Annotated in this window: 28 protein-coding genes; all 28 read right to left on the bottom strand. The window is 47.1% G+C overall.

The genetic code is table 11. From position 1 onward, the window contains the following. Positions 1-5: 5 nt before the first annotated feature. The 28 genes from HMPREF1039_RS01565 to lpxC all read right to left on the bottom strand — a co-directional run bounded on the left by HMPREF1039_RS01565 (position 6) and on the right by lpxC (position 24499). The gene (locus tag HMPREF1039_RS01565) at positions 6-965 is read right to left on the bottom strand and encodes an NAD(P)H-dependent flavin oxidoreductase (protein WP_176603332.1); all 960 of its coding nucleotides are present in this window, start codon (positions 963-965) and stop codon (positions 6-8) included. 15 nt (positions 966-980) lie between these two features. Then, complete coding sequence (locus HMPREF1039_RS01560) at positions 981-1280, bottom strand: acyl carrier protein (RefSeq protein WP_007390598.1); 300 nt, start codon at positions 1278-1280, stop codon at positions 981-983. A gap of 44 nt (positions 1281-1324) precedes the next feature. After that, positions 1325-2068, bottom strand: coding sequence for a 3-oxoacyl-[acyl-carrier-protein] reductase (gene fabG / locus HMPREF1039_RS01555; RefSeq protein ID WP_007390672.1), 744 nt, complete (start codon positions 2066-2068; stop codon positions 1325-1327). A 1-nt stretch (position 2069) separates the two neighbouring features. Further along, the gene (fabD, locus tag HMPREF1039_RS01550; RefSeq protein WP_007390612.1) at positions 2070-3011 is read right to left on the bottom strand and encodes an ACP S-malonyltransferase; all 942 of its coding nucleotides are present in this window, start codon (positions 3009-3011) and stop codon (positions 2070-2072) included. A gap of 17 nt (positions 3012-3028) precedes the next feature. Continuing rightward, entirely contained in the window at positions 3029-4030 is a 1002-nt protein-coding gene (locus HMPREF1039_RS01545) for a beta-ketoacyl-ACP synthase III (protein WP_039891664.1), read from the bottom strand. Continuing rightward, the gene (plsX, locus tag HMPREF1039_RS01540; protein WP_007390670.1) at positions 4014-5042 is read right to left on the bottom strand and encodes a phosphate acyltransferase PlsX; all 1029 of its coding nucleotides are present in this window, start codon (positions 5040-5042) and stop codon (positions 4014-4016) included. Before plsX ends, HMPREF1039_RS01545 begins: the two co-directional genes overlap by 17 nt. A 15-nt stretch (positions 5043-5057) precedes the next feature. Beyond that, on the bottom strand, positions 5058-5600 hold the full coding sequence (fapR, locus tag HMPREF1039_RS01535; RefSeq protein ID WP_007390714.1) for a transcription factor FapR: 543 nt from the start codon (positions 5598-5600) through the stop codon (positions 5058-5060). A gap of 147 nt (positions 5601-5747) precedes the next feature. Next, positions 5748-5984, bottom strand: a complete 237-nt coding sequence (locus HMPREF1039_RS01530) for a YdbC family protein (RefSeq protein ID WP_007390650.1) — start codon at positions 5982-5984, stop codon at positions 5748-5750. Positions 5985-6100: 116 nt separating this feature from the next. After that, entirely contained in the window at positions 6101-6958 is an 858-nt protein-coding gene (locus tag HMPREF1039_RS01525) for a YitT family protein (protein WP_176603331.1), read from the bottom strand. Then, positions 6958-7374 (bottom strand): RuvC family protein, encoded by a 417-nt coding sequence (locus HMPREF1039_RS01520; protein WP_007390596.1) that lies wholly within the window; start codon positions 7372-7374, stop codon positions 6958-6960. The genes HMPREF1039_RS01525 and HMPREF1039_RS01520 overlap by 1 nt, the downstream gene beginning before the upstream one ends. Positions 7375-7383: 9 nt before the next feature. Next, on the bottom strand, positions 7384-8667 hold the full coding sequence (locus HMPREF1039_RS01515; protein ID WP_007390675.1) for a DUF3084 domain-containing protein: 1284 nt from the start codon (positions 8665-8667) through the stop codon (positions 7384-7386). A 92-nt stretch (positions 8668-8759) separates the two neighbouring features. Then, positions 8760-9848, bottom strand: coding sequence for an LptF/LptG family permease (locus HMPREF1039_RS01510; protein ID WP_007390597.1), 1089 nt, complete (start codon positions 9846-9848; stop codon positions 8760-8762). Between the two features lie 16 nt (positions 9849-9864). Continuing rightward, a complete protein-coding gene (lptB, locus tag HMPREF1039_RS01505) occupies positions 9865-10584 on the bottom strand; it encodes an LPS export ABC transporter ATP-binding protein (RefSeq protein WP_007390683.1) in 720 nt (239 codons plus the stop codon). A gap of 17 nt (positions 10585-10601) precedes the next feature. Beyond that, positions 10602-11330, bottom strand: a complete 729-nt coding sequence (locus HMPREF1039_RS01500; RefSeq protein WP_007390628.1) for an LptA/OstA family protein — start codon at positions 11328-11330, stop codon at positions 10602-10604. Positions 11331-11332: 2 nt separating this feature from the next. Then, complete coding sequence (lptC, locus tag HMPREF1039_RS01495) at positions 11333-11884, bottom strand: LPS export ABC transporter periplasmic protein LptC (RefSeq protein WP_007390711.1); 552 nt, start codon at positions 11882-11884, stop codon at positions 11333-11335. Continuing rightward, complete coding sequence (locus HMPREF1039_RS01490) at positions 11865-12797, bottom strand: lysophospholipid acyltransferase family protein (RefSeq protein WP_007390647.1); 933 nt, start codon at positions 12795-12797, stop codon at positions 11865-11867. Before HMPREF1039_RS01490 ends, lptC begins: the two co-directional genes overlap by 20 nt. 18 nt (positions 12798-12815) lie before the next feature. After that, entirely contained in the window at positions 12816-13352 is a 537-nt protein-coding gene (locus HMPREF1039_RS01485; RefSeq protein ID WP_007390737.1) for a KdsC family phosphatase, read from the bottom strand. Continuing rightward, complete coding sequence (locus HMPREF1039_RS01480; RefSeq protein ID WP_007390593.1) at positions 13349-14320, bottom strand: KpsF/GutQ family sugar-phosphate isomerase; 972 nt, start codon at positions 14318-14320, stop codon at positions 13349-13351. Before HMPREF1039_RS01480 ends, HMPREF1039_RS01485 begins: the two co-directional genes overlap by 4 nt. A gap of 17 nt (positions 14321-14337) precedes the next feature. Continuing rightward, the gene (gene kdsA / locus HMPREF1039_RS01475; protein ID WP_007390693.1) at positions 14338-15183 is read right to left on the bottom strand and encodes a 3-deoxy-8-phosphooctulonate synthase; all 846 of its coding nucleotides are present in this window, start codon (positions 15181-15183) and stop codon (positions 14338-14340) included. Between the two features lie 3 nt (positions 15184-15186). Then, a complete protein-coding gene (gene kdsB / locus HMPREF1039_RS01470; RefSeq protein ID WP_007390720.1) occupies positions 15187-15924 on the bottom strand; it encodes a 3-deoxy-manno-octulosonate cytidylyltransferase in 738 nt (245 codons plus the stop codon). Next, positions 15921-17057 (bottom strand): tetraacyldisaccharide 4'-kinase, encoded by a 1137-nt coding sequence (gene lpxK, locus HMPREF1039_RS01465; protein WP_039891629.1) that lies wholly within the window; start codon positions 17055-17057, stop codon positions 15921-15923. Before lpxK ends, kdsB begins: the two co-directional genes overlap by 4 nt. After that, a complete protein-coding gene (locus HMPREF1039_RS01460) occupies positions 17038-18348 on the bottom strand; it encodes a 3-deoxy-D-manno-octulosonic acid transferase (RefSeq protein ID WP_007390684.1) in 1311 nt (436 codons plus the stop codon). The genes lpxK and HMPREF1039_RS01460 overlap by 20 nt, the downstream gene beginning before the upstream one ends. A 12-nt stretch (positions 18349-18360) precedes the next feature. After that, positions 18361-20115 (bottom strand): ABC transporter ATP-binding protein, encoded by a 1755-nt coding sequence (locus tag HMPREF1039_RS01455; protein WP_007390656.1) that lies wholly within the window; start codon positions 20113-20115, stop codon positions 18361-18363. Beyond that, positions 20112-21254, bottom strand: a complete 1143-nt coding sequence (lpxB, locus tag HMPREF1039_RS01450) for a lipid-A-disaccharide synthase (RefSeq protein WP_007390726.1) — start codon at positions 21252-21254, stop codon at positions 20112-20114. Before lpxB ends, HMPREF1039_RS01455 begins: the two co-directional genes overlap by 4 nt. Positions 21255-21262: 8 nt before the next feature. Beyond that, positions 21263-22078, bottom strand: coding sequence for an LpxI family protein (locus tag HMPREF1039_RS01445; RefSeq protein WP_007390695.1), 816 nt, complete (start codon positions 22076-22078; stop codon positions 21263-21265). A gap of 116 nt (positions 22079-22194) precedes the next feature. Next, positions 22195-23004 carry an acyl-ACP--UDP-N-acetylglucosamine O-acyltransferase gene (gene lpxA / locus HMPREF1039_RS01440; RefSeq protein ID WP_007390620.1) on the bottom strand — a complete coding sequence of 270 codons (810 nt, stop codon included), beginning with the start codon at positions 23002-23004 and terminating at the stop codon, positions 22195-22197. Between the two features lie 197 nt (positions 23005-23201). Further along, positions 23202-23645, bottom strand: a complete 444-nt coding sequence (fabZ, locus tag HMPREF1039_RS01435) for a 3-hydroxyacyl-ACP dehydratase FabZ (RefSeq protein ID WP_007390691.1) — start codon at positions 23643-23645, stop codon at positions 23202-23204. Positions 23646-23659: 14 nt separating this feature from the next. After that, the gene (gene lpxC, locus HMPREF1039_RS01430) at positions 23660-24499 is read right to left on the bottom strand and encodes a UDP-3-O-acyl-N-acetylglucosamine deacetylase (RefSeq protein WP_007390645.1); all 840 of its coding nucleotides are present in this window, start codon (positions 24497-24499) and stop codon (positions 23660-23662) included. Positions 24500-24533: the final 34 nt, after the last annotated feature.

Genomic DNA, 24533 nt, shown 5'->3' with positions numbered 1-24533 from the left:
ATTTTTTATTCGGGGATTGCCGCCACTTCGCGTTTCAGATTGGCAAATATTTCTTTTACCGGCAAAATGTCATGTATTTCACGCATCCGCTTGCCGGAAAACACCAATCCGGTTTCCACATCGCCCTGTTGTGCCCGCGACAAAGCCCGGATAATACAGTACTTATGACTGCACTTTTTAAGACATACATCGCATTGCTTCGGTTTCGGTGCATCATCCAACATAATCCGTTCCGAAAACGGCGTCCGTATCGCCTGTCCCGGCAATCCGACCGGGCTGTGTACCAAGACAAAATCCTCCGGTTTATTTGCCCGAAGGTATACTTTTTTTAATTCTTCCGATCCATTGGACTCCACGCTGGCAGCAAATCGGCTCCCCATTTGTACGCCGTCGGCTCCCAACTTGAGCATCTCCATAATATCGCGTCCGTACAGTACTCCGCCTGCGCCGATAACCGGCAATTTCACAGCCGCTCGTACTTCCGGTACAATCTCCCGACTGGATCGGTTCGTTCCCAGATGCCCGCCTGCCTCGGCGCCTTCCACAATAATCGCCGCTGCACCCAGGGTTTGGGATATTTTAGCCAGTTTTGCCGAAGAAACAATCGGTACAATGGGAGTTCCGCTTTCCTTCCCCCAAGAGAACATATCTCTTGAAAAACCTGCTCCGGCAACAACCAGATCAATGCCTTCTTCAATAGCAACGGCAACCAATTCTTTAAATTGTCGCGCTGCAACCATCACATTAATGCCAACAATACCGCCGTTCGGAGTTAATTTTCGGGCCAGCCGAATTTCATGTCGCAATTCTTCAAACGGCATTCCTGAAGCCGCAATCAAGCCGATTCCGCCTTCATTTGCCACGGCTGCCGCCAAACGGGCCGTAGATAAACGGATGGCCATACCGCCTTGAATAATCGGCACTTTCGCTATGAGCTTACCTATTTTAAGTTCCGGCAGCTTCACCATGTTGTCCTCCTATCAAGATACCGCAAGGGGAGACCGCCCCGGTTCCCCTCCGGTTCTTATTGCGTTCTTACGCTTTTTTTCCTTTTCGATGTAATCCACCGTATCCTGTACAGTTTTGATTTTTTCCGCCACATCGTCGGGAATTTCAACATTGAATTCTTCTTCAAAAGCCATGATCAATTCCACGATATCCAAGGAGTCGGCGCCCAAATCGTCAATAAAAGCAGCGTCGAGTTTAACTTCCTTTTCGTCGACACCCAACTGTTCAACAACGATGCTTTTTACTTTTTCAAAAGTACTTTCTTCACTCATTATCAACTTCACCCCCTTTCATTGGAATATGCCATTGTATTATATTACATAATCATGCCGCCGTCTACATTTAACACTTGTCCGGTTATATATTGCGCTTCATCCGATGCTAAAAAGACCACCGCTTTTGCCACTTCTTCCGGCCGGGCCATGTATCCCAACGGAATGGAAGCCAAAATACCTTTTTTCGCATCCTCACTTAAGACCGCGGTCATATCCGTTTCAATAAATCCCGGAGCTACCGCATTGACCCGAATGCGACGCGCAGCAAATTCTTTGGCAACGGCTTTGGTAAACCCGATCATCCCGGCTTTAGCCGCCGCATAATTGGCCTGCCCCGCATTGCCGATCTGTCCCACAATGGAGGTAATATTGACAATCGCGCCGCTTCGTTGTTTCATCATCCACTTGACCGCATTTCTGGTGCAATAAAAAGCACCTGTTAAATTCGTATCCAATACGGCCTGCCAATCTTCCGTTTTCATGCGCATAAGCAGCGTATCACGCGTAATCCCGGCATTATTTACTAAAATATCCACAGAACCGAAGTCGTCTTTTACTTCTTTGACCATAGCAGCCACCGCCGCTTCTTGCGACACATCACATTGAATAATCTTACCTTTACTGCCCGCCGCTTGAACCAGTCGCAACGTTTCTTCCGCCGCTTCCGTCCGCCCGGCATAAATAATGGCGACATTCGCTCCCGCCTGTGCCAATTGCTCGGCAATAGCGCGCCCGATACCGCGGGATCCGCCCGTAACAATAGCTGTTTTACCCGTTAATTGCATATCAGTTTCCTCCCTGAAAAAACGCCGCTGTTTTTTGCAATGACGCAATGTCTTCCACATTTTCACTATGAATAGACCGATCAATCTTTCGATTAAACCCGCACAACGTTTTTCCCGGTCCGACCTCTACAAATACGGACGCCCCGAATTGCTGTATCGTTTTTGTGCAATCTACCCAAAGTACCGGACTGGCAGCTTGTTTTATCAACGCATCCTTAATCACAGCCGCGTCCGTTTCCATTTTACCGTTTACATTAGCCACCACCGGAATAGCGGCGGGTTGAATAGTAATCTGCGCCAACACTTCCGCCAGCCGATGTGCCGCCGGAGCCATTAAAGAACTGTGGAAAGGGGCGCTTACATGCAGCAGAACCGCTCTTTTCGCGCCGGCCGCCTTTAATTCGGTAATAGCGATTTCTACCGCTTTTGCCGTACCGGCAATAACAATTTGCCCGGGGCAATTAAAATTCACCGCTTCCACTACGCCGCCTTGTGCGGAAACGGCGGCACAAATTTCTTTGATTTTATCGCCTTCCAATCCCAACACGGCGGCCATCGCTCCTTCTCCTAAAGGTACCGCCTCTTGCATAAACTGCCCCCGTGCCCGAACGGTTCGAACGGCATCGGCGAAGGACAGCGATCCTGCCGCCACCAAAGCGGAATATTCTCCTAAACTATGACCGGCGACAATATCCGGCATAATCCCTTCCGCACGCAATACCCGAAAACATGCCGTACTGGCAGTTAAAATCGCGGGCTGTGTATTACAGGTTTTCATCAGTTCTTCGTCCGGCCCTTCAAAACATAAGGAGGTCAGCGAAAAGCCCAACGTATCATCAGCTTCCTCAAATACTTCTCTAACAATACTGTATGAATCATATAAATCCTTTACCATCCCTACCTTTTGTGCCCCTTGTCCGGGAAAAACAAAAGCTTTTTTCATTGATTTTCACCTCAATTTCAACGTATTGCCCATTTCATGGCTAAAGCCGCCCATGTTAAACCGGCACCGAATCCCGCCAAAACCACATTATCACCATACTTTATTCGCCCTTGCCGCTGCGCTTCATCCAGCGCAATCGGAATGGAAGCGCCGGAAGTATTGGCATATTTATCAATATTGACGAATACTTTTTCCATCGGCAGTTGCAACCGCTTTGCCGCCGATTGAATAATGCGTATATTCGCTTGATGGGGGACCATTAAATCCACATTTTCAGGCGCAATGCCGGCTCGCTCCAACGCATTCACCGCCGTCTGGCCCATAACTTTCACGGCAAATTTATAAACTTCCTTGCCATTCATTTTAATATAAGTCAACCCTTGTTTTCTGGCTTCTTCAGTCGGTAAAACGGCAACCCCGCTGGCGGGAATATTCAAATGCTCTCCGCCCCGACCGTCCGCGCCCATGTCCGTACCTAAAATGCCGAATCCCGCTTCTACCGGTCCCAACACCGCCGCGCCGGCACCGTCTCCGAATAACACACACGTATTGCGATCGGAAAAATCCAAAAAACGACTCAATACTTCGGCGCCTATAACCAACACATGGGTAAACATACCCGTTTCAATATATTGCGCCGCCGTGACGGCACCGTAGGCAAATCCCGAGCAGGCCGCATATAAGTCAAAAACTGCGGCGTGCTCGGCGCCCAAATTTTTTTGCACAATACATGCCGTTGACGGAATGGTAGTATCCGGCGTCAACGTACAAACAATAATCATATCTATATCTGTCGCAGTAATGCCGGCCATTTCCAACGCTTGCCGAGCGGCGATGGTACACATATCCGAGGTATTCATACCCGTTTCTGCGAAATGACGTTTACAAATTCCCGTACGAGATTGAATCCACGCATCGGAAGTATCTACAATCTTTTCTAAATCCGCATTTGTTACCGTCTTTTCCGGAACATAATGTCCGGTCCCTAAAATACCCGCGTAATTAGACTTCTTCACCATCGTATTGTTCAACTTGTTCCTCCTCGATACTTTTGCGAATATGGCCGACTACATCCTGTACCACCAATTCATCCGCAACGCGAATTGCATTTTTAATCGCCTTTGCCTTTGAACTGCCGTGACAAATGATAAAGCTGCCATTTACACCTAATAACGGGGCACCGCCGTACTCTGTGAAGTCCAAGCGTTTTTTTAAGGTCTTTAAAGCCGGATATACGGCCAAGGCCCCGAGTTTTGCAATAAAACCGCTATTTTTAATCGCTTCTTTCACTAATTTAATAATGAATAAAGCCATTCCTTCTCCGAATTTTAAAATGACATTTCCTACAAACCCGTCACAAACCACCACATCCACCGTACCTTCCGGAATGTCACGCCCTTCGACATTACCGAAAAACGAAATGGTTTTCAATTGCTCCAATACAGGGTACGTGGCCTGACACAACTCATTTCCCTTAGATGCTTCTTCCCCTATATTAAGTAATCCCACTTGCGGCTTATTTATGCCCAAAATATATTTGGCATAATGAGAGCCCATAATAGCGCCTTCAATCAGATGTTTCGGTTTGCTGTTGGCATTGGCCCCCGAATCCAAAAGAACCGTAATGCCTTTTTTGGACGGAATAGGGGTCGCAATACAAGGGCGTTCAATCCCCTTAATCCGTCCCAACCCCAATAATGCGGCGCTGACAGCGGCCCCCGTGCTTCCCGGAGCCACTACGGCATCACATTTTCCTTCCTTTACCAACCGCGTAGCTACCAGGATCGACGCATCTTTTTTCTTGCGAATGGCCTGTGCCGGATGTTCATGCATTTCAATTACCTGACCGGCATGAACAACAGCTATATGTATATTCTCCGCCGCGCCGTGTTTTTCCAATAACCGACGTATTTTTATTTCTTCTCCTACCAGCACAACATCCAATGAATATGCGTGCACGGCTTCAATCGCACCTAATACAGTTTCTTCCGGTGCATAGTCACCACCCATGGCATCTACAGCAATTTTCATTTAAAGCAACTCCAATTATTCTAATGATTCAATAATAAATTTAGTCCGAAAAACTTCTTTGCCGTTTTTTCGGATTTTGACCCAAATATAATGCTTTGAATCACGCCGGCGAATGACTTCCGCCATAGCCACCAACTTATCCCCTGCCGTAACCGGCTGCTTGTACTTAATATTGGCGATTGCCGTAATCACTACCGGCATATCCAATACTTTTCGGGCTAACGAGTTCGCTTGTGCATACAAAAATTGAGAACGGACAATATGCGCTTCATCTACCATATCTTCCGTTGCCGTCATAATTGAAATGGCGGTTTTTCCTACCGTACACTCCACGAGCTCGCCGACCAATGCTTCCGCACGCGGTTTCGTTTGTACCGCCTGTGCCCGCTTCTTGATACGAATCCGCATTTCCGGGATTCCCAGAGCCATCCGATCCAAACGAATCGTCGCCACGCTTACGGAAAACGCTTCCGCCAACTCTTCATCATTGATAAACGGATTTTCCGCAATTCGCTGTTGCAATAACGCATGTCGTTTTTCTCTCGCAATACGAACCATTTCATCACCTTTATTTATGACCAAGTATTAATAGTACATACAACTAGAGATTATATAATGATTTTCCCGATTTTGCAAGCAAACAGAAAAAGCATGCCCGCCGCGGCCGCTTTTCCCGGTGTCTGCAGGCATACTTTTTCCCGTATCTCAATACTTGTCAAAGTCCAAAGAATCCAATAAGTCCCGCAAGGCGATCGCTTCCTCTTTGGTCAGCGTAATCCCTTTTGTCATGGCTTGATATTCCGGTTCCCATGAACGCAAATCAAACTTCGGGGCGCGCTTATTCCAACTGATATACGTTAATTCCTTACGCCACCCGTCTTTGTTCTCCGATAATGTACCGCATACATCTTCAATGTTAAAATTCAGCTGCTTCTGTGCCATCTTATTCCTCCCGCTTTACAAACTTTGTCTTGTTATAGTTTTATACATTATTTTATATAATAGCAAATATCCGCATTCTGTCAATCACCCCGCCGGCAGTCTGCCAAAATTTTCTCTTACGGCTTACTCTCGGGTACCGAATGGTGGCGCTTAAAAAGTCCTCCGTGCGCCTCACTGATATCGAAAATAGATACAAAAGCCTGTGCATCCACTTGATATACGGCCTCTTTAATTTTCATCATTTCCAAACGGGAAACCACGCAATACAGTACTTTCGTGGTTTCCTTTTTATATGCCCCTTCACCATGCAGCAGCGTGACGGCACGTCCCATGTGATGCAACAGGTAATGCGCCACTTGATCATGGTGAGATGTAACAATAAGTACGCCTTTCATTTCCTCCAGCCCGTTCGTCACTACGTCAATCATTTTGTAGGCAATAAAATATGCGACTAACGAATACATAGCGCTGTCCCAACTGAAAACGAATCCGGCCGTTCCCAAAATAAATAAATTAAAGAACATAATAATTTCCCCTACAGAAAACGGCGTTTTCTTATCGACAATAATCGCCATAATTTCCGTACCGTCCAAAGACCCGCCCCAGCGAATAATCAAACCGACTCCCAAGCCGATAATAATTCCGCCGTAAATAGTGGATAAAAACGGATCGTATGTAACCGGGGTTAAATGTGCCCAATGCACGATTTTATTCCAAAAGGACAAACTCACCACGGAAAAAAGTGACAACAATGTAAAAACGGCGCCTATTTTTCTGTAGCCCACAATAAAAAAAGGAATGTTCAACAAGACAATAAAAATACTGAAACTCCAGCCGCTCACCTGCGCGGCCATAAGAGAAATGCCCACCACGCCGCCGTCAATAACATGATTGGGTACTAAAAACACATCCAACCCCAACGTATAAATCAAAGAGCCCAGGGCGAGTCCCAACGCACGCGGAATATATCTCATCATACGTCGCCTCCTTTGGCCTCCAAATAGCGTTTACCTATAATCCAAGCCACAAAATCGTCTACCGGCTCCGGCGGATATTGCCACGCCCGCGGAATAAATCGTCGCCATCCGCGTAACGGCGTATATTGAAAATACAAGCGCCGCCCTTCTACAGTCGTAAATTTTTCATTAACCAAGGAAAAGTCAATGGGTACCCTGTTGCTCTGCAGCCATTGTTCCACCTGCACCTGTAACGGTTTATGATTAGTACCGTCTCCCATCACAATATGCGCGATCGTGTATTGTTGTGTTTTATCTTGCAAAACGGAAAGCAATGCGGCAGTAGGAATAATATGTTTTTCAACCAACGTGCCGTCCTGTCTGATAACGGCAATCCCTGTTTTTTCCGATCCCGGATCAATAGAAAATATCATACGCAGCCCTCATCCATTAACCGGCGCAATAGACAACACAATGGGCAGCGGTCCCGCCGTATAGGTATCCGCGGCACATACCGCGGTAATGCGCAGCGGCACATTACCGTATTGTTTTATTTCCGTAATCGCCCGGAACATATCGGTTGCCGGCAACGTACCCACATTGCCGGTTAACGGATCCGGCAACACGCCCCGACTCCGAGCTTCCTTGTTAACCATACGTAAAATTCGCATTACTTCCAGTTCCGCATTCCCGCGAATATCCTGCGGATTAAGCCGGCCTTCATAGACAACTTCATGTTGTCTGTAAATTAATTTATTATCATATAACTGCACATGCACCAACGCCGGCTCCCCTACAATAATATTGCCGGCCGCAATGACTCGTACCAATTTCGGCTGCGGTCCCGCATGTTGCAATACTTTGGCAGTCTCTTTAAATTCTTCGGGGGAAATATATACCAAAACGGCCTGAGTATCGCGAATTCCTAATTGACTGCAAATCATACGATTGGTCATTTGCATCGCTTTACTTAACTCTTCCCGGGCCTGTATTTCTTGTCCGCCACCGTGAACCACCGTACTGGACAGCACTTCTCCTACACGAAACATAACCGTACCTTCCCGAATATGCGTCATAGATTCTTTTAATAACTGAATCCGCTTGTCCAAATGTTCAATCGTTTGTACCATCTGCGTTTTCGTGTTTTCCAATTCCGTCAATTCTCGTTGCGCCGCCGCTTTATCCGCAACCGCCGAATTTTTATCTCGTTCCGCCTGTTCCCGTTGCCGTTTCGCTTCCTTCAAGGCCAGTTGAATGAACGATAATTGCTTTGCTTGTTCATCTCGTGCCAGCTGTGCTTGCTGCAAATTTACCTGTGTGACCCGCAACTGTTTCGTTTTTCCATCCAATTGAACTTGTTGTTGTTGTAATAAGTGCGTTTTTTCCTCAATCAGCCGATTCTTTTCACCGACAGTTATACTCAATATTTGTCCTTGTGTAATCAACCGATCCCGTTGTTCCTGCAATGCCTCTTTTTGACGTTGTAATTGTTGCATTCCGAATAGCGCAATTCGCACATTTTTTGATAAAACGGACATGATGCCCAACGTAACCGCGGCAATACAAACCCCGGTAATAATCGTAATTAAAATAGAAGAATATTTAGGTCGCAACCCCAATAATTTCACTCTTCTTTTTCCTACCCGCGAGCCTATTTTATCTCCCAAATACGCAATAAAACCACCCATAACGGCTAATATGACCAACATGACCGTCCCGTATTCCATGATACACCTCCTTTATATATCATATACTATTGTGCCGGATATGTCATGACTTATTTTCTCAAGAAAAAAAGCTCCCCCGGGAGCTATCTTTCTTACTGCATTTTCCGTATCATCAAGAAAATTCCCACGGAACCGCAAATAATATCCGGTAAAAAAGCCGCCGCCGCGGGAGCAATCGTGCCGCCGTTTCCCAAGGCATCGGCAAGCGTCATAATGGAATAATAAATAAAAATCGTGACCACACTGATCCCGAAGCCGATAGAAGAACTTCCTCTCTGTTTTTGCAAGCCCAGCGGCGCCCCGATCAACGCACATACCAGACTGGCCAAAGGTAAGGCAAAACGATTATACATTTCTACTTTCAACTTGTTTACATCCACGCCATGAGCCGTTAATACTCGAATTTGTTGTCGCAATTCCCGAATGGTCAATTCTTCCGGTTTCTTTTGCGCCTCTTGCACTTTTTCGGGACGTTGCATAAACGGCAATTCTTGATTTTCAAAAGTCATCGTGCGAGAAGTATTATCATTAGACGAAACATCATATATACTCCCTTGATGCACTATCCACTTCTTTCCGTTCCACTTCGCCCGATCCGCTTTTTCCACTCGCACTAACCGATCCTGTTCAAACTCTTGTACCGTAATATCACGAAACTCTTTTTCCGTACCGTCATATTGACGGGCATATAATAACCCGTAAATATTCTGTCCATGTACATTTTTAATAATCACATGCTCTTGCGAAACCGGCAAAGCATGATGGCGGATTTCTTCATTAATAATACGATTGTACGCATTATTGGCACGCGGTACTACAAATTCATTAAAAGCCGTAGTCCCCAATGAAATAAAAAAAGCCGCCACCAATACGGGCATGGCCAACCGTACAAAATGTTGTCCTCCGGCTCGCATAACAATAATTTCACTGGCTGCCGATAATCGCCCGAACGCCATCAAAGCGCCCAATAAAACCGACATGGGAAACGTGAGCACCACAATAGACGGCAATGCCAATACCAGTACTTTGGCGGCCGCCGCGGCCGATGCGCCATATTCATTAATCATAGAGGCAATCCGATATAAGGTTCCCGTGCCCACAAATACAGCGGTAAAAGCACACACGCCGAATAAAAAAGGGCCGATAAATTCTTTCAGTATGTACTTATCTAAAATACGCATCCGTTTCTCTCCCGCCTTACATACAAAATTCTTCCCCTAAATAAAATTTTTTAGCCACCGGATCCGTCGCAATCTGCTCCGGCGTTCCCTCCAATAAAATTCGCCCTTCACTTAAAATATACGCCCGATCTACAATCCGCAAGGTTTCCCGTACATTATGATCGGTAATAAGCACACCGATCCCCCGTTTTTTCAAATGATTAATGATACTTTGAATATCATTCACCGCCAACGGGTCAATGCCCGCAAACGGCTCATCCAACAAAATAAAAGACGGATCGGTCACCAAACAACGGGCAATTTCCACTCTCCTTCGTTCTCCTCCGGAAAGTTGAATCCCCAAGCGATGGCGCAATTTCGTAATAGAAAACTCTTCCAGTAACGCCATGGCTTTCTCTTTTTGTTCTCGCGGCGATAAAGAAGTAGTTTCCAACATGGCCAATAAATTTTCTTCTACTGTCAATTTTCGAAAAATAGAGGCTTCTTGCGGTAAATAGCCTATACCGTACGCCGCCCGACGGTGAATCGGCAAGTGTGTAATCTCTTGTTCCTGCACCCGAATACATCCCCGTGTCGGATGTTCAATGCCGACAATCATATAAAACGTCGTGGTTTTTCCCGCCCCGTTCGGGCCCAACAAACCGACGATTTCTCCTTGCGCCACCCGGAGGGACACACCGTTCACCACATTGCGCGATTTATATGTTTTTACCAAGTTTTCCGTTTGAATCTGCATACCCCGCCTCCTATGGGTCACGCGTCTTTAGGAATTAAAACTAAAGTCGAACGACCGAATGTCCGCACGGATTTATCCGCGGCCCGTACCTGCACGGCCGGTCCTTGCACTGTATTTCCTTTTTGTACGGCGTGTACATTCCCGGTAAGATTTAAAATGCCGTCATTTTTTCCGGGGGTTTGGGTATATGTCGCCATATTGCCGGTTGCCGACAACTGATTTTTAGAAGATTCCACTCGCACCTTTCCGGTCCCTACCGCCCGTACCTCCTGTAACCACGCTTCAATACGATTGGCCCATATTTTCGCACCTTGCGCTTCCAAAAACGCATGTCCCGTAATGATCCCGTAGTTTCTATCTATATAATAATCCACGCGAGCGCCCTGCAATCGTTTATCCCCTTTTACAGCCTGCACATTTCCGGCGGCTATAATATGATTTTTTTGATATGCTTCGATTTTTGCCGCCCGCACTTGCAAATCCGGCTGTACAATACACGCATTCCCGCTTACTTCCGCAACATCCGTTTTAATATTATATATCGCATGCTGTCCCGTGAGTCCGGTCTCGCCTTGCCGGATGTACACATTACCGTCAGCGGTCGCCACCCGGGTTTCCCCGTCATACGCCAATACATCCGCAGTAATCGTTATCGGCCGAGCCGCGGCCTGTAAAACACCGACAGGCAGCCCGCAAAGTACGGCAACACTGATAGAGAATACCATTTTTTTCCATTTTTTTTCCATATCTATACTCCCTTGCTGACCTGTGCGTGTCCGCGCAACATAATTTTTTTCAATGCCGCATCCGCCGTAAATTGATCGCCCTGCAGCCGTACTCCATCCCGTCGTTTTACCACTACTTTTCCCCCTGAAAGCTGTTGCGTATCCATCCGATAAGTAATATTTTCCGCCGTTTGTAACGTATCGCCTCTATTCGTCGACACCTGTAAAGGCGCCTGCAATATAATTCGCTTTTGCGCCCGTTCCACTTTACAAGCGTTCGCCGCCGTCGTCATTTCCACCCCGTCGGGAGCACGAAAAAACACGGACGGATGTACAACATACGCATTTTGCGTTTTCGGATTCACTTGAATTTTTTCCGCCTGTATTTTCCAAATTACTTGCCCGTTCCGCCGTTCTTCCAAATGTGATCCGTTAAATTCCACCAATGTATTCGCCGGTACTTGAAAAAAATCATCCGGAGTCTCCTGTAACAACGAGTATAATACTATAACCAAGAGCAACACAACGATGCTTCCCGAAATAGAAAATTTATATTTACCTATCCTTTTCCACACAAGTATCGTCTCCTTTATGCGCTTGTAACGCGGTCATCTCTTCGGGAGGCGTATTCCACCGATGTTGGAACCAAAGCCATTCAGACGGATACGTTCGAATCCACGTTTCTGTTACTGCCGTAATCGCCGCGGTTAACGCGGCAATATCTTTACGAGGGTCCCCGCAAAACGGACAGGTCACCGCTTCTCCTACGACGACACGATGATGATGATTCGCATCATGTACGGCAAATACGGGAATAACGGGAGAACCGAATTTATAAGAAAATTGTGCCGCGCCTTTAGGCGAAGAAGCAATTTTACCGAAAAAAGTACATGGAATTCCTTCTTTCCCCCCATCTTGATCAGCTAAAAATCCCAATATTTTTTTTCTCTTTAACGCCCGGGCGGCGATAATCATGGCATTACCGCCTCTCGGAAATACTTCCAATCCTTTTTGTATCCTATATTCATTCAGCAACCGCGTAACCTGATCATTCGGTTGATTTTTTACAATGGTGGTCGTCGGATACCCGTACAATGCTAAAGAAGCCCCCATCCATTCCCAATTGCCGAAATGGCCGGTCAGGACAATAACTCCCTTATCGGCCTGCAACGCCTCCTCCAACCGTTCTTGATGTTCCAAGGTAACAAAGGAAGAAATATTTTCCGATTGTAGCCGCGGAGTATACATAATTTCCAATAGCGATTGCCCCAAATTCGCAAACATTTCCGCGATGATCCGTTCCGCTTCTTCTGTAGAACAATGCAAGCTTTCCCGAACTTGTAAAAGCCCTCGTTGCCGTTGTTTTTTTAATAATTTTTCGCCCCACGGCCCCAACTTTCTTCCCCAAGCGATAATCCGTTCATAGGAAAAAAGACACACCACTGCGCTCAATACCCGCATCACATAATATTGCCAACCTTTTCCCATACCCGTTATCACCTCTCTTTATTGGCAAATTTCAGAAACCGACGTATCATATGCGCTTACGACGTCTTGCCATTTTCCCTGCGCCCGCAAAATATATTCTATCCATTCCCGTACGGCACCCTGTCCGCCTTTATAGCTTGAAACCCATTGCACCGCTTGCCGTACTTCTTGGCAGGCATCCGCCGGTGCGCCGCTGAATCCGCAATTGCGCAATACTTGTAAATCGTTCCAGTCATCTCCCATATACGCCAATTCTTGTATGTCAATCTGCAAGGTACGACATACGTCACGCGCCGTTTGCCACTTATTTTCTTTGCCCTGAAAAACATACTTTATTTTTAAATCGGCAGCTCGCTTGGCAACCGGCGTCGAAGTTCTTCCGGTAATAATAACGGGCTGTAACCCGCCTAAACGAGCCAAAGAAATCCCCATGCCGTCACGAGCGGAAAAAGCCTTCATGATTTCTCCCCGGGCACCATAATATAAAGTTCCGTCCGTCAATACCCCGTCCACATCCAAAGCCACCGCCCGCAATGCCGTCAAGGGAACCATCATACCACCCCCTGTTTCAACAGATCCGTAATATGCACCATGCCTACCGCTTGTCCGGTTTCATCGACAACCGGTAAAACAGTAATCGGACGCGGTTGATTCTTTTCCATAATATGCAAAGCTTCCGCCGCCAAGCGGTCCGCACGAATTTGTCGCGGATTTTTTGTCATCATCGCGTCTAACGGCCATTGTAAAAAATTAGCTCCCGTTTCCAAACCGCGACGCACATCGCCGTCCGTGACCAAACCGATAAGTTTACCGGCCGTATCCACTACCGACACGGCGCCCAAACCTTTTTCCGTCATTAAAAACAACGCATCCTGTACCGTTCCGTCTGCCGAAATGGTAGGATTATCCGCTTCTTTATGCATAACTTGCGCCACCGTAAGGAGAAGTTTTCGCCCTAACGCTCCGCCGGGATGAAACACGGCAAATTGATCTTTTGTAAAATGATGACACGACAATAAAACCACTGCCAATGCATCTCCCAAGGCCAGAGCGGCCGTTGTACTGGTAGTCGGCGCCAACCCTAACGGGCACGCCTCTTTTTCCACGGCCACATCCAAAATAACCTCCGCATTTTTAGCCAACGTCGAATACGGATTTCCCACTACGGCAATAATAGGGGCGCCAATTCGTTTTAACGACGGTAAAATATTCAATATTTCCATCGTTTCCCCGCTGTTGGAAAAAGCCGTCACCACATCATTTGCGGTGACCATTCCCAAATCCCCGTGAATGGCTTCTCCCGGATGTAAAAATACGGAAGGTGTTCCCGTACTGGATAATGTGGCGGCTACTTTTCGCGCAATATGCCCGGATTTTCCCATCCCCGTAACGATAACACGTCCGGAAGATGCTAAAATCAGCTGCACGGCATTAATAAAACTTTGATTAAGACGAGGAACGAGGGCTTCAATCCCTTTCGCCTCTTGCAAAAGAACATCCTTTGCAGTTTCTACAATATCCATCCCTACCACTCCCGTTTTTATTTTGCCGTATCGACACTGCGCTTGGTTATCTCATGAATTGCCGTCATATCCCGCAACACCGCTTCCACCTGTGATAAATATAACATATTCGGTCCGTCGCTCAAGGCTTCTTCCGGATTATCATGCACTTCCATAAATACACCGTCAATACCGGAGCCGGCGGCGGCACGAGCCAAATTTCCGATAAATTGCCGTTGCCCTGAAGATTTGGTGCCGGCGCCTCCCGGCAATTGCACACTATGCGTCGCATCAAAAATCACCGGATACCCGAACTCTCTCATGATCGGCAACCCGCGCATATCGACCACCAAATTATGATACCCTAAACAAAATCCCCTCTCTGTAAGCATCAAATTCTCATTTCCCACATGTACCATTTTGGCCAATACATTTTTCATGTCTTCCGGCGCCATAAACTGTCCTTTTTTTACATTGACACATTTCCCGGTTGCCGCCGCCGCTTCCAGTAAATCGGTTTGCCGACATAAAAAGGCCGGAATTTGCAAAACATCCAAGACTTCCGCCGCCCGTTTCGCTTGCTCCGCAGTATGAATATCACTGACAATCGGTACTTGCAACGTGTCCTTAATGCGTTGCAAAATTTCCAATCCTTTTTCCAAACCGGGGCCGCGAAACGAAGTATAAGAAGAACGATTCGCTTTATCAAACGATGCTTTAAATACATACGTAAGCCCCAACCGCGCACAAATATCTTTCATCGTTTGCCCGATTGCCAAGACCCGTTCTTCCTCTTCCAATACACAGGGCCCTGCCAAAACAAATAATTTTCCGTCTCCGCCTACTGTTTTATTGCCAATCCTTACCGCTTTTACTGGTTTCATCGGTTATTCTCCTTTATGTAAAAAATACGCCTGTACGCGTTGTAAATCTTCCGGCGTATCAATGCCTATAAATCTTTTATCGGTCCGTATTACTTTTATGGTATACCCGTTTTCTAAAACACGCAACTGTTCCAATGATTCCGCTTGTTCCGCCGGCGTTTGCGGCAGCGTTGCATATTGCAACAAAAAATCTTTTTTATACGCATATATACCGATGTGCTTATACGGCCCCCGTCCCGCTGCAAACGCATGGCGCGGATACGGGATTAACGAACGTGAAAAATACATCGCTTCATTGCGGCAATTCAATACCACTTTAACCGCCGCCGGATCCTCATACTCATCGGGCGCCAAAGGAGCGGCCACCGTCGCCATTTGTAAATCCTCATAGGTAAAAAAAGCGCGACATAATTCGTCAATAATCTCCGGCGCAATTAACGGTTCATCCCCCTGTACATTAATGACTACCTGAGCCTGCGGAAAATGTTCCGCCGCTTCCGCAATCCGATCCGTGCCGGTAGCATGGTCTTCTCTTGTCATAACGGCCTGCCCGCCAAATTGAATCACCGTGTCATATACTTTAGGAGAATCTGTCGCCACTACCGCATTCTGTATCAACGTTGCCTGCCGTACCTGCTCATATACCCGTTGAATCATAGGTTTGCCTGCAATATCGGCCAGCGGTTTTCCCGGTAAACGCGTCGAAGCGTACCGGGCAGGTATAATGCAAATAAAATTCATGATTTATCCTCCCATTGTGCTTGTATTACTTTCTCCGCCGTTTCCCGTCCCTGTGTAATGGTCATCGTAATCGACAATACATATAAGGGGAAAGCGGCTTCCGTAAGCGCCGCTATTTTTACAGCATCTTTTTCTGTCGTCACCAGTATAGCCCCTGTCGCAGCGGCTAATTGTCGCCACACGGCATACTCTTTCTCCGTATACGGATGATGGTCGGCATACTGCAATGAATCGATTACCTGATAACCAGATTGTACCAACGTTCGTTCAAACACTTGCGGATTTCCCAAGGCCGAAATCGCAATCACCTTGGTTCCTGCTACCGGCGCATCCGTTCTATATCCTTGCCGCCACCGTACTAACGGAGTACAACCGCAAACCGTCAACTGCGCTTCCACTAACGGCGCCGTTTTATTATACTGCCGAATATGGCATACTACTTTCTTTTTTTCATCCGCCGACAAGCTTTCCCCTTTCGTCAACACTAATAACCCGGCCCGTTGCAACTGCTCCGGTTTTTCTCGTAAAATGCCTCTCGGCAAAACATGTCCATTGCCGAACGGATTCGTTCCGTCAATCAGCACAATATCCAAATCGCGATGCAACTGCCAATGTTGAAAGCCGTCATCCAAAAGCAGTACATCGCAGGCGAAGTCCCGAATAGCCTGCCGCGCCGTTTCATACCGCCGTTTCCCGGCAAGCACAGGTACTTGCGGAAGTAAGCGGCCCATTAAAACCGCCTCATCCCCGCCGACTTCGGGGGTAACCAACAGCCGCTTTCCGTCACTGACCGTTACACCCGTATGTTCCGCAGTTCCTCCGTATCCGCGCGTCAATACGGCCGGTTTTTTACCTTGCTGTTGCAATACCGCCGCAAAAAAACAAGCCAACGGCGTTTTTCCGGTTCCTCCCGCCGTAATATTCCCTATGCTGATGACCGGTACGGATACTTTCTTTATGACTTTTTTTCCTTGTACGTAAGAGCCGCGAATATATTGAACTCCCCACCCGTATATATACGAAAAAAAAGACAGCAGCCCTAATACAATACGATCAAACACGGAAAACGACGACGTGTGCATAAGGTATTGAAAATACGCATTTACTTTATTTTTATATCGTATTTTCATCATTTCCGGCCTCCAAAACACGTTGTACGACGGCTATGTTTTTATCCGTCGTGCCGCGATTTTCTTTTATAATCCGCAAAGCTTCCGCCGCCATTTGTCGGCACCATTGTCGATGTTCCGCCGCATATACACACCGGGTAACAAATTCCTCACCATCCGCGACTTGCATACACGCCCGCCGCTTTGTAAACAACTCGCAAATTTCAGAAAAATGAAACATATACGGGCCGGTCAACACCGCTTTTCCCCAAGCGGCGGGTTCCAATATATTATGACCGCCCACAGGAAGTAAACTGCCGCCGACAAACGCAATATCCGCCAACCCATACAAAAGCCCCAGTTCTCCCGTCGTATCCACGACTACCCCTTGGGTTTCCTGTACAGGTGACCGTGTACTGCGTCGCACCAGTTCCACTCCTTGCGCCGCCGCTTCCTGTACGGCAAACGCACAATCCTCCGCATAGCGCGGGGCCAAAATAAGTTTCGCCAAAGGAAATATCCGCCGAATGGCCAAAAAGGCTTCCAGCACCCATCGTTCTTCACCCTTGTGCGTACTGCCCGCCACCAATACCGGATACGTTTGTTCCGTAATGCCCAATTGCCGCCATAAATCCGCCCGCACGGAACGGCTCATATACGGAATCTCTCGGTCATATTTCGTATTTCCCGTAACATATACCTTTTCCGACGCGACTCCCATCTGCCGTATGCGGCTACTGTCCACCCGGCTTTGCATAAGAAATACGCGGACCGATTGTAAAATATATCGTGTCAAAGGTGTTACCCGCATATATTTTCGCATGCTCCGTTCACTAATCCGACCGTTCATCATAATGACGGGAATGCCGGCCTTTCGCGCACTATATAAAAAATTCGGCCATAATTCCGTTTCCACCAAAATAATCAGTTGCGGCCTATATCGCCGCAAAAGACGTGCAGTCACATACGGCAAATCCCAGGGAAAATACAGCACTCGCACAGACGGCCAGGTACGTGCCAACTGATATCCCGTTTCCGTAACGGTGGAAAGAACTAACGGCACCTGCGGATCTTGTCGTACCAGTTTTTGTACAATCGGTTCCGCCGCCCGCAGTTCGCCCAACGAAGCGGCATGAATCCAAATCGGCGAAGCACCTCCGGCCGCAGAAGTATCCGCTATAAAGCCTAACCGTTGTCGAATTTTCTTAAAAAACGACGGCCGCCGTATACATTTATACAAGAAAAAAGGCAATAACACCACACTTGCCGCAATTTGCAACCCTATATATATTCTATATAAAACCGCTCCCGCCATCCTGCTCTCCTCCTATTCACCACGCTCCTCCTGTTTAAATTGCACTGCATATAACTTGGCATACAATCCTTTTTGCGCTATTAATTCTTCATGCGTACCGGCTTCCGCCATTTTCCCGTGATCAATGACGACAATATAATCGGCATGACGAATCGTACTCAACCGGTGTGCAATAACGACAGCCGTACGATTTTTCATTAACTGCTCCAATGCCGCTTGTACAATTTTTTCACTTTCCGTGTCCAATGCCGAGGTCGCTTCGTCTAAAATAAGAATCCGCGGATTTTTTAAGATAGCCCGCGCAATGGCAATGCGTTGACGTTGTCCCCCCGACAACGCCAAGCCCCGATCGCCGACAAGCGTATCATAGCCTTGCGGTAATTGCTGAATAAAGCTATACGCATTCGCCGCTTTGGCCGCGGCATCCACTTCTTCCCGAGTCGCATCCAGACGCCCGTACAAAATATTTTCGTAAATCGTCGTATTAAACAGCATGGTTTCCTGCGGTACCAAGCCGATTTGCCGCCGTAAAGAAGCATAGGTCACATCCCGTACATCAATTCCGTCAATACGAACGGACCCGGAAGTTACATCGTAAAACCGCGGCAATAAATTGGCAATCGTCGATTTTCCGGCACCGCTGGGCCCTACCAAGGCTACGACCTGCCCCGGCTTTATGGTCAAAGTAAAATCTTGTAACGCCGTTTTTTTTCGATCATATGAAAACGTAACATGCGAAAAAACAATATGTCCCGCTACGGGCGGTAATACTTGTGCCCCTTTCTTTTCCTGCACTTCCGAATCGGTATCCAAAATCTCAAAGACTCGGTCCGCCGCTGCCAAAGAACGCTGTATATCTCCTAAAATTTCACTAATACGACGCACCGGATTCGTCAGATTAATGGCATAAATCAGAAAAGCGATTAAAGCACCGGCCGTCATTTCCCCGCGAATAACGCTGACGCCTCCGTACCAGATAATCCCGGTAACCGCAATGGCCGCCAAAAATTGAATGACGGGGGTCAACAAAGCCGTTAACTTGGTGGCCTTCATAAGCGCCTGAAAATTATAATCATTTTGCACTAAAAACCGCTTGATTTCAAAGTCTTCCCGATTAAACGAACGAATAATACGAATCGAAGAGAGCGCTTCTTCCAATAAGGTCGTTATATCCGCCAGTTTTCCCTGCACATCATGCCCGGCCAACCGCAATCGCTTACCGAAATAATTAACCGTAAAAATAACCAGCGGTATAATCAGTAACGTAATAACGGTCAGCTTCCAATAGAGTACGATCATAGAAATTAACGAGCCTATGAGAATAACCGCTTCTTGCACTAAGGAAACCATATTATTCGTAATAACATTTTGTAAGGTCGTCACATCGTTCGTCAAATTGCTCATAAGAGCACCCGTCTTATGGCGATCAAAATAGGACAAAGACAGCCGCTGTAAATGGCGATACAATCGTTCGCGAATATCATTGACAATCCGCTGTCCCACAAAGGTCATAAAGTATTTTTGCCCGAAATAAAACACGCCGCGTAACGCAAATAACACTAAAATAGCAATGGCAATTAAATTTAAGGTATATATATCCTTATTTGCCAATACCTTATCAATCACATCTTTTATCAGCCACGGCACCACTACATTGCTGGCTCCCGAACAAGCCATGCAAATAAAGCCGATAAACACCCGTACCCGATAGGGCTTTAAAAAGACAATGAGCCGTTTATACCCTTGCCAGCTGTCATATTGCTTCATACTCGTTGTTTCTCCTTAACAAAACGTACTATAATCGCCGCAATCCGCCGTACGGCGCCGCTCTGACCCAACGCCGCCCGTACCGAGCTCATTGCCCGCCGTTGTTGTTCCCGTATAACCGCATTCGTCAGCACCGGCAATACGGTATCCACAATTCGTTGCGGCGTAACCTGCCCCTGCCATAATTCCGGCATAATACGCCGCCCCATAATAATATTAGGCAAGCCGATACTGTCAAGATGCACCAATACTTTCGCCAAGGCATACGTCAACGTATTCACTTTATAGACCAGCAAGGTCGGCACTTCCATTAAAGCCGTTTCCAACGTAGCCGTACCGGATGCAACGATGGCCGCCGTACTGATTTGCATCATGTCGTAAGCGGAATGTTCCCCTATCCGGACAGGTACCCCCGACACCGCTATAAACCGTTCCAATTCCGAACGCGGAATAGTCGGAGCGCGCGGTACGATAAACTGTACTTGCGGCACATATGATTGCAGCCTCCGGGCAGCCTGCAACATAACAGGAAATAATCGCCGTACTTCTTGTTGCCGACTGCCGGGCATAAGCAAGACCGTTTTCGTTTCCGGCACTATCCCCATTTGTTTATACACTTCTTCTTTAGGCATCGTCGCCCGCACCGTATCCAGCAAAGGATGCCCGGCATATACCGCCTTCGCGCCGATTTGTTGATACAACTCCGTTTCAAAAGGAAATAAAGAAATCGCCAAGTCCGTATAGTCGACAATCGTTTTACCCCGCTTTTTATTCCAAGCCCAAATAGTGGGCAATATGTAATAAATCACGGGAATACCTAAAACCTTCGCTTTTTTCGCCAGCCGCATGTTAAATCCGGGGTAATCTACACACACCAGTACATCCGGCCGTTCTTTTTTCATAACCGTCAGTAAATACTGCCGTAAATGTAAAAAAAAGGGGATTTTTCGAATGACTTCCCCGATGCCGATAACACCCAAGTTTTCTATATCATACACAATGCGTACACCGGCTTGTTTCATTTTTATGCCGCCCATGCCGAACAGCTCCGCTTCCGGCACTATTTTTCGAATCGCCGCCGCCAGCACGGCGCCATGTAAATCGCCGGAAGCTTCGCCGACAGAAAACATGATCTTCATCTTTCCTCCTATACCGATACGTTTACGGCACATATACAAAGTTTATGTTTCGCAGCCAATGCCAATACCTCTTCTTGTTCTACAAACAAGGTTTTATCCGCTTCCATCGCCAGCACCGTACACCCGGAAGCCACCATGGCTTCCACTGTCGCTTTACCGACTGTCGGCATATCGAAACGCCAATCTTGTTTCGGCTTGGCCACTTTCACCACCACGCCGTCGCCTTGTGCCAGCGTTCCGCCCCGACGAATACACGCATCCGTTCCTTCTATTGCTTCGACGGCCATCACCGCTTGCCGCTTGACCACTACAGTTTGCCCGATATCCAGCTTCCCCATCGCTTTCGCCGTAGCCGCACCGAAGCGAATATCCTGCCATTCCGCTTCACTCGGTTGCCGTCGTGTCAACACGCCGCAAGACGGCATAAGCGCTTTTAAATATTCCGTTTGATCCGCCACTTCCAAACCGTCTTTGGCCAATTCTTCAACAATTGCCAACATAATCGTATCATCCTTACGATTATGCAGAGTCGCCAACAATTTCATGGCTCTGAAATCCGGAAAAGATAAACCTTTAAATAAAAGCTCTTTCGTAACCTTGCCAATCATCGTCACTTTAGTAACGCCTGCACGCCGCATCGTTTTAATCACTTTATCCAATTTGGCTACATTAATTTCATAATACACATCGGCCGCCTCGGCCAACTCCGGATCCGTTCCCGGTACCAACGCAATAACCACCGTTTCATGTCCCGAGGTCTTGGCCGCACGCACAAACTCTACGGGCAACCTTCCCACGCCGGCAAATAAACCCACTTTCTCCATGTTCCGACTCCTTCTTTCAGACGACCTTCCACCCTTATAAAACAGGGGAATCGGTCGCACCGATTTATATGAAAAAAGGGAGGCGAGCCACCTCACCTACCCCGGTATAGTCAACCTTATTCTTTCGTGCCTCGACAAATTCCCCGTTCCGCATTGCGTAAAAAGCGGAGAAAATGTTCTACTTCTTCCGAACTGTCCAATTCTTGTTCCATTGCCGCAATAGCCTGTCGTAAATTAAGACCGGAACGATATAATAACCGAAACGCCTTCTTCAAATCGCTACGCACCGCTTCCGGAATGCCCGCTCTTGACAGTCCGACACTGTTCAAGCCGATGCAACGCGCCGGCTGTCCGTCAACGATAACAAAGGGAGGAATATCCTGTACCACCTTGGCCAGACCGCCAATCATACAATTTCTCCCCACCTTGACAAACTGATGAATCCCGGCCATACCGCCGATGACCACTCGATCTTCCACTACCACATGCCCGGCCAATCCTGCGCAATTACTCATAATAACATTATTCCCGACAATACAATTATGCGCAATATGCGTATTGGCCTGAAACAGGCAATCATTGCCGATACGGGTTTCTTCTCCTTCTCCCGTAGCACGACTGACTGTTACGGATTCCCGAAATACCGAACGTGCGCCAATGCAAACATAACTTTTTTCACCGTGAAACTTCAAGTCCTGCGGTTCCGAACCGATCGAAGAAAAAGGAAAAAAACGACACTCTTTACCAATCTTGGTCCAGCCGTCCAACACGACATGTGCCATGATTTCCGTTCCGTCTCCAACTTCCACATGCGGTCCGATAACTGCATAGGGACCCACCGTCACGCCCGCGCCCAAAGAAGCCTGCGGGTCTATAATAGCCGTGGGATGCACCAAACATGGTCGGTTTTCTTTGTCCTCGGTCATTAAAGTCACTCCTCATTTCCCTACCGTTCCTGTAATAGGGACTTAAAATTCAGTATAACACTGCGCCATCCTATACTTTTATAATCGTCGCTAAAAACGGATAGTATACCGATGAAAATTATTAAAAACACACATGTTTTATAAATAATACGCGCAAATACATTCTTTTTCTATCGTTTTGTACTAAAATTCACCTATTATTTTGTTGCTTGTCCCGGTTGCAGCGCAAACATATACTCGCCTTCCGCACACAGCATTTCACCGACATGACACTGCGCTTTTACCTTTCCCATAGAACGCTTGATTTTTACTACATCCGCCCGCATGATCGCTTGATCTCCCGGACGGACGGGATGGCGAAACCGCATTTTATCAATACCTGTAAAATAAGGAATAAGGCCACGATTTTCTTCCGGATATAACAAAGCCACACCGCCGACTTGTGCCATTGCTTCCGCCAATAAAACGCCGGGCATAACCGGCTGCCCCGGAAAATGCCCTTGAAAAAAGGCTTCATTGAACGTTGCATTTTTGACACCTATGGCATATTTCATAGGATCCAATTCAATAATTCGATCTACCAATAACATCGGATAGCGGTGCGGTAATATTTCCATAATATCCGTGACTTCTAAAATCATCCCTGATTCCTCCTTTAATTAGCATTAAATTCTTTAATAATATGATGGGTTAATAAATTATTCAATTTATGACCGGATTTAACGGCAATAACATGGCCGCGAATCGGTCTTCCCAACAATGCCAAATCCCCGATCATATCCAATACCTTATGTCGCACCAATTCATCATCCGTTCGCACCTTGGAAAGACAGGTCGTTTCATCATATACAACGGCATTTTCCAAGGTACCGCCTTTGCCCAGACCTAACTGCCGTAACATTTCCAGTTCCCCTGTAAACGCAATGGTACGTGCAAAAGCAATTTTTTGTACATACGTTTCTTTCGTAATTTCCGTATCTAAAAATTGGATCCCCAACAACGGATGCGGATTAATGGAGGTAAACGTAATGCGATATCCGTCATACGGCACTACCGCCACAAACTTGTCCTCTTCCTGAATTAAATGCTGTTCTTTTATAATCCATTCCCGTCGCGGCGCATCCAACACTTGCACTCCCGCCGTTTCAATCAATCGCACAAATTCCAAACTGCTGCCGTCACCCACCGGCGGTTCGGGAGAATCCATTTCCACCGTACAATTATCAATTTGTAACCCGGACAATGCCGACAAAATATGCTCCACCGTAAATACCTTGGCCGCTCCCGCTTCCAAGGTAGTAGCCCGCATCGTATTGGTAACATGCGATAAATGCGCCTGTACGGACGGACGCCCCGGTAAATCGGTACGCACAAATACAATCCCCGTATCCGCCGGTGCCGGACGCAATACCATATGTACTTCCAAGGCCGCATGCAATCCGATCCCCTGATAAGATACGGGCTGCACTAAAGTCGTTTGCTTCATCGTAACCATAGGGATGTCCCTCCTTCCCTTCAGTATGAGTATT

This window comes from Megasphaera lornae, assembly GCF_000214495.1.
Classification (GTDB): Bacteria; Bacillota; Negativicutes; order Veillonellales; family Megasphaeraceae; genus Megasphaera; species Megasphaera lornae.
Note: the sequence above shows the minus strand (reverse complement) of the source record. Positions and strands in the feature narration are given on the sequence as shown.

Coding starts and splice junctions, on each gene's coding strand:
- HMPREF1039_RS01560 (WP_007390598.1), bottom strand. CDS start 1,280: ATGAGTGAAGAAAGTACTTTTGAAAAAGTAAAAAGCATCGTTGTTGAA.
- fabG (WP_007390672.1), bottom strand. CDS start 2,068: ATGCAATTAACGGGTAAAACAGCTATTGTTACGGGCGGATCCCGCGGT.
- fabD (WP_007390612.1), bottom strand. CDS start 3,011: ATGAAAAAAGCTTTTGTTTTTCCCGGACAAGGGGCACAAAAGGTAGGG.
- HMPREF1039_RS01545 (WP_039891664.1), bottom strand. CDS start 4,030: ATGGTGAAGAAGTCTAATTACGCGGGTATTTTAGGGACCGGACATTAT.
- plsX (WP_007390670.1), bottom strand. CDS start 5,042: ATGAAAATTGCTGTAGATGCCATGGGTGGTGACTATGCACCGGAAGAA.
- fapR (WP_007390714.1), bottom strand. CDS start 5,600: ATGGTTCGTATTGCGAGAGAAAAACGACATGCGTTATTGCAACAGCGA.
- HMPREF1039_RS01530 (WP_007390650.1), bottom strand. CDS start 5,984: ATGGCACAGAAGCAGCTGAATTTTAACATTGAAGATGTATGCGGTACA.
- HMPREF1039_RS01525 (WP_176603331.1), bottom strand. CDS start 6,958: ATGAGATATATTCCGCGTGCGTTGGGACTCGCCCTGGGCTCTTTGATT.
- HMPREF1039_RS01520 (WP_007390596.1), bottom strand. CDS start 7,374: ATGATATTTTCTATTGATCCGGGATCGGAAAAAACAGGGATTGCCGTT.
- HMPREF1039_RS01515 (WP_007390675.1), bottom strand. CDS start 8,667: ATGGAATACGGGACGGTCATGTTGGTCATATTAGCCGTTATGGGTGGT.
- HMPREF1039_RS01510 (WP_007390597.1), bottom strand. CDS start 9,848: ATGCGTATTTTAGATAAGTACATACTGAAAGAATTTATCGGCCCTTTT.
- lptB (WP_007390683.1), bottom strand. CDS start 10,584: ATGCAGATTCAAACGGAAAACTTGGTAAAAACATATAAATCGCGCAAT.
- HMPREF1039_RS01500 (WP_007390628.1), bottom strand. CDS start 11,330: ATGGAAAAAAAATGGAAAAAAATGGTATTCTCTATCAGTGTTGCCGTA.
- HMPREF1039_RS01490 (WP_007390647.1), bottom strand. CDS start 12,797: ATGGGAAAAGGTTGGCAATATTATGTGATGCGGGTATTGAGCGCAGTG.
- HMPREF1039_RS01485 (WP_007390737.1), bottom strand. CDS start 13,352: ATGATGGTTCCCTTGACGGCATTGCGGGCGGTGGCTTTGGATGTGGAC.
- HMPREF1039_RS01480 (WP_007390593.1), bottom strand. CDS start 14,320: ATGGATATTGTAGAAACTGCAAAGGATGTTCTTTTGCAAGAGGCGAAA.
- kdsA (WP_007390693.1), bottom strand. CDS start 15,183: ATGAAACCAGTAAAAGCGGTAAGGATTGGCAATAAAACAGTAGGCGGA.
- kdsB (WP_007390720.1), bottom strand. CDS start 15,924: ATGAATTTTATTTGCATTATACCTGCCCGGTACGCTTCGACGCGTTTA.
- lpxK (WP_039891629.1), bottom strand. CDS start 17,057: ATGATGAAAATACGATATAAAAATAAAGTAAATGCGTATTTTCAATAC.
- HMPREF1039_RS01460 (WP_007390684.1), bottom strand. CDS start 18,348: ATGGCGGGAGCGGTTTTATATAGAATATATATAGGGTTGCAAATTGCG.
- HMPREF1039_RS01455 (WP_007390656.1), bottom strand. CDS start 20,115: ATGAAGCAATATGACAGCTGGCAAGGGTATAAACGGCTCATTGTCTTT.
- lpxB (WP_007390726.1), bottom strand. CDS start 21,254: ATGAAGATCATGTTTTCTGTCGGCGAAGCTTCCGGCGATTTACATGGC.
- HMPREF1039_RS01445 (WP_007390695.1), bottom strand. CDS start 22,078: ATGGAGAAAGTGGGTTTATTTGCCGGCGTGGGAAGGTTGCCCGTAGAG.
- lpxA (WP_007390620.1), bottom strand. CDS start 23,004: ATGACCGAGGACAAAGAAAACCGACCATGTTTGGTGCATCCCACGGCT.
- fabZ (WP_007390691.1), bottom strand. CDS start 23,645: ATGATTTTAGAAGTCACGGATATTATGGAAATATTACCGCACCGCTAT.
- lpxC (WP_007390645.1), bottom strand. CDS start 24,499: ATGGTTACGATGAAGCAAACGACTTTAGTGCAGCCCGTATCTTATCAG.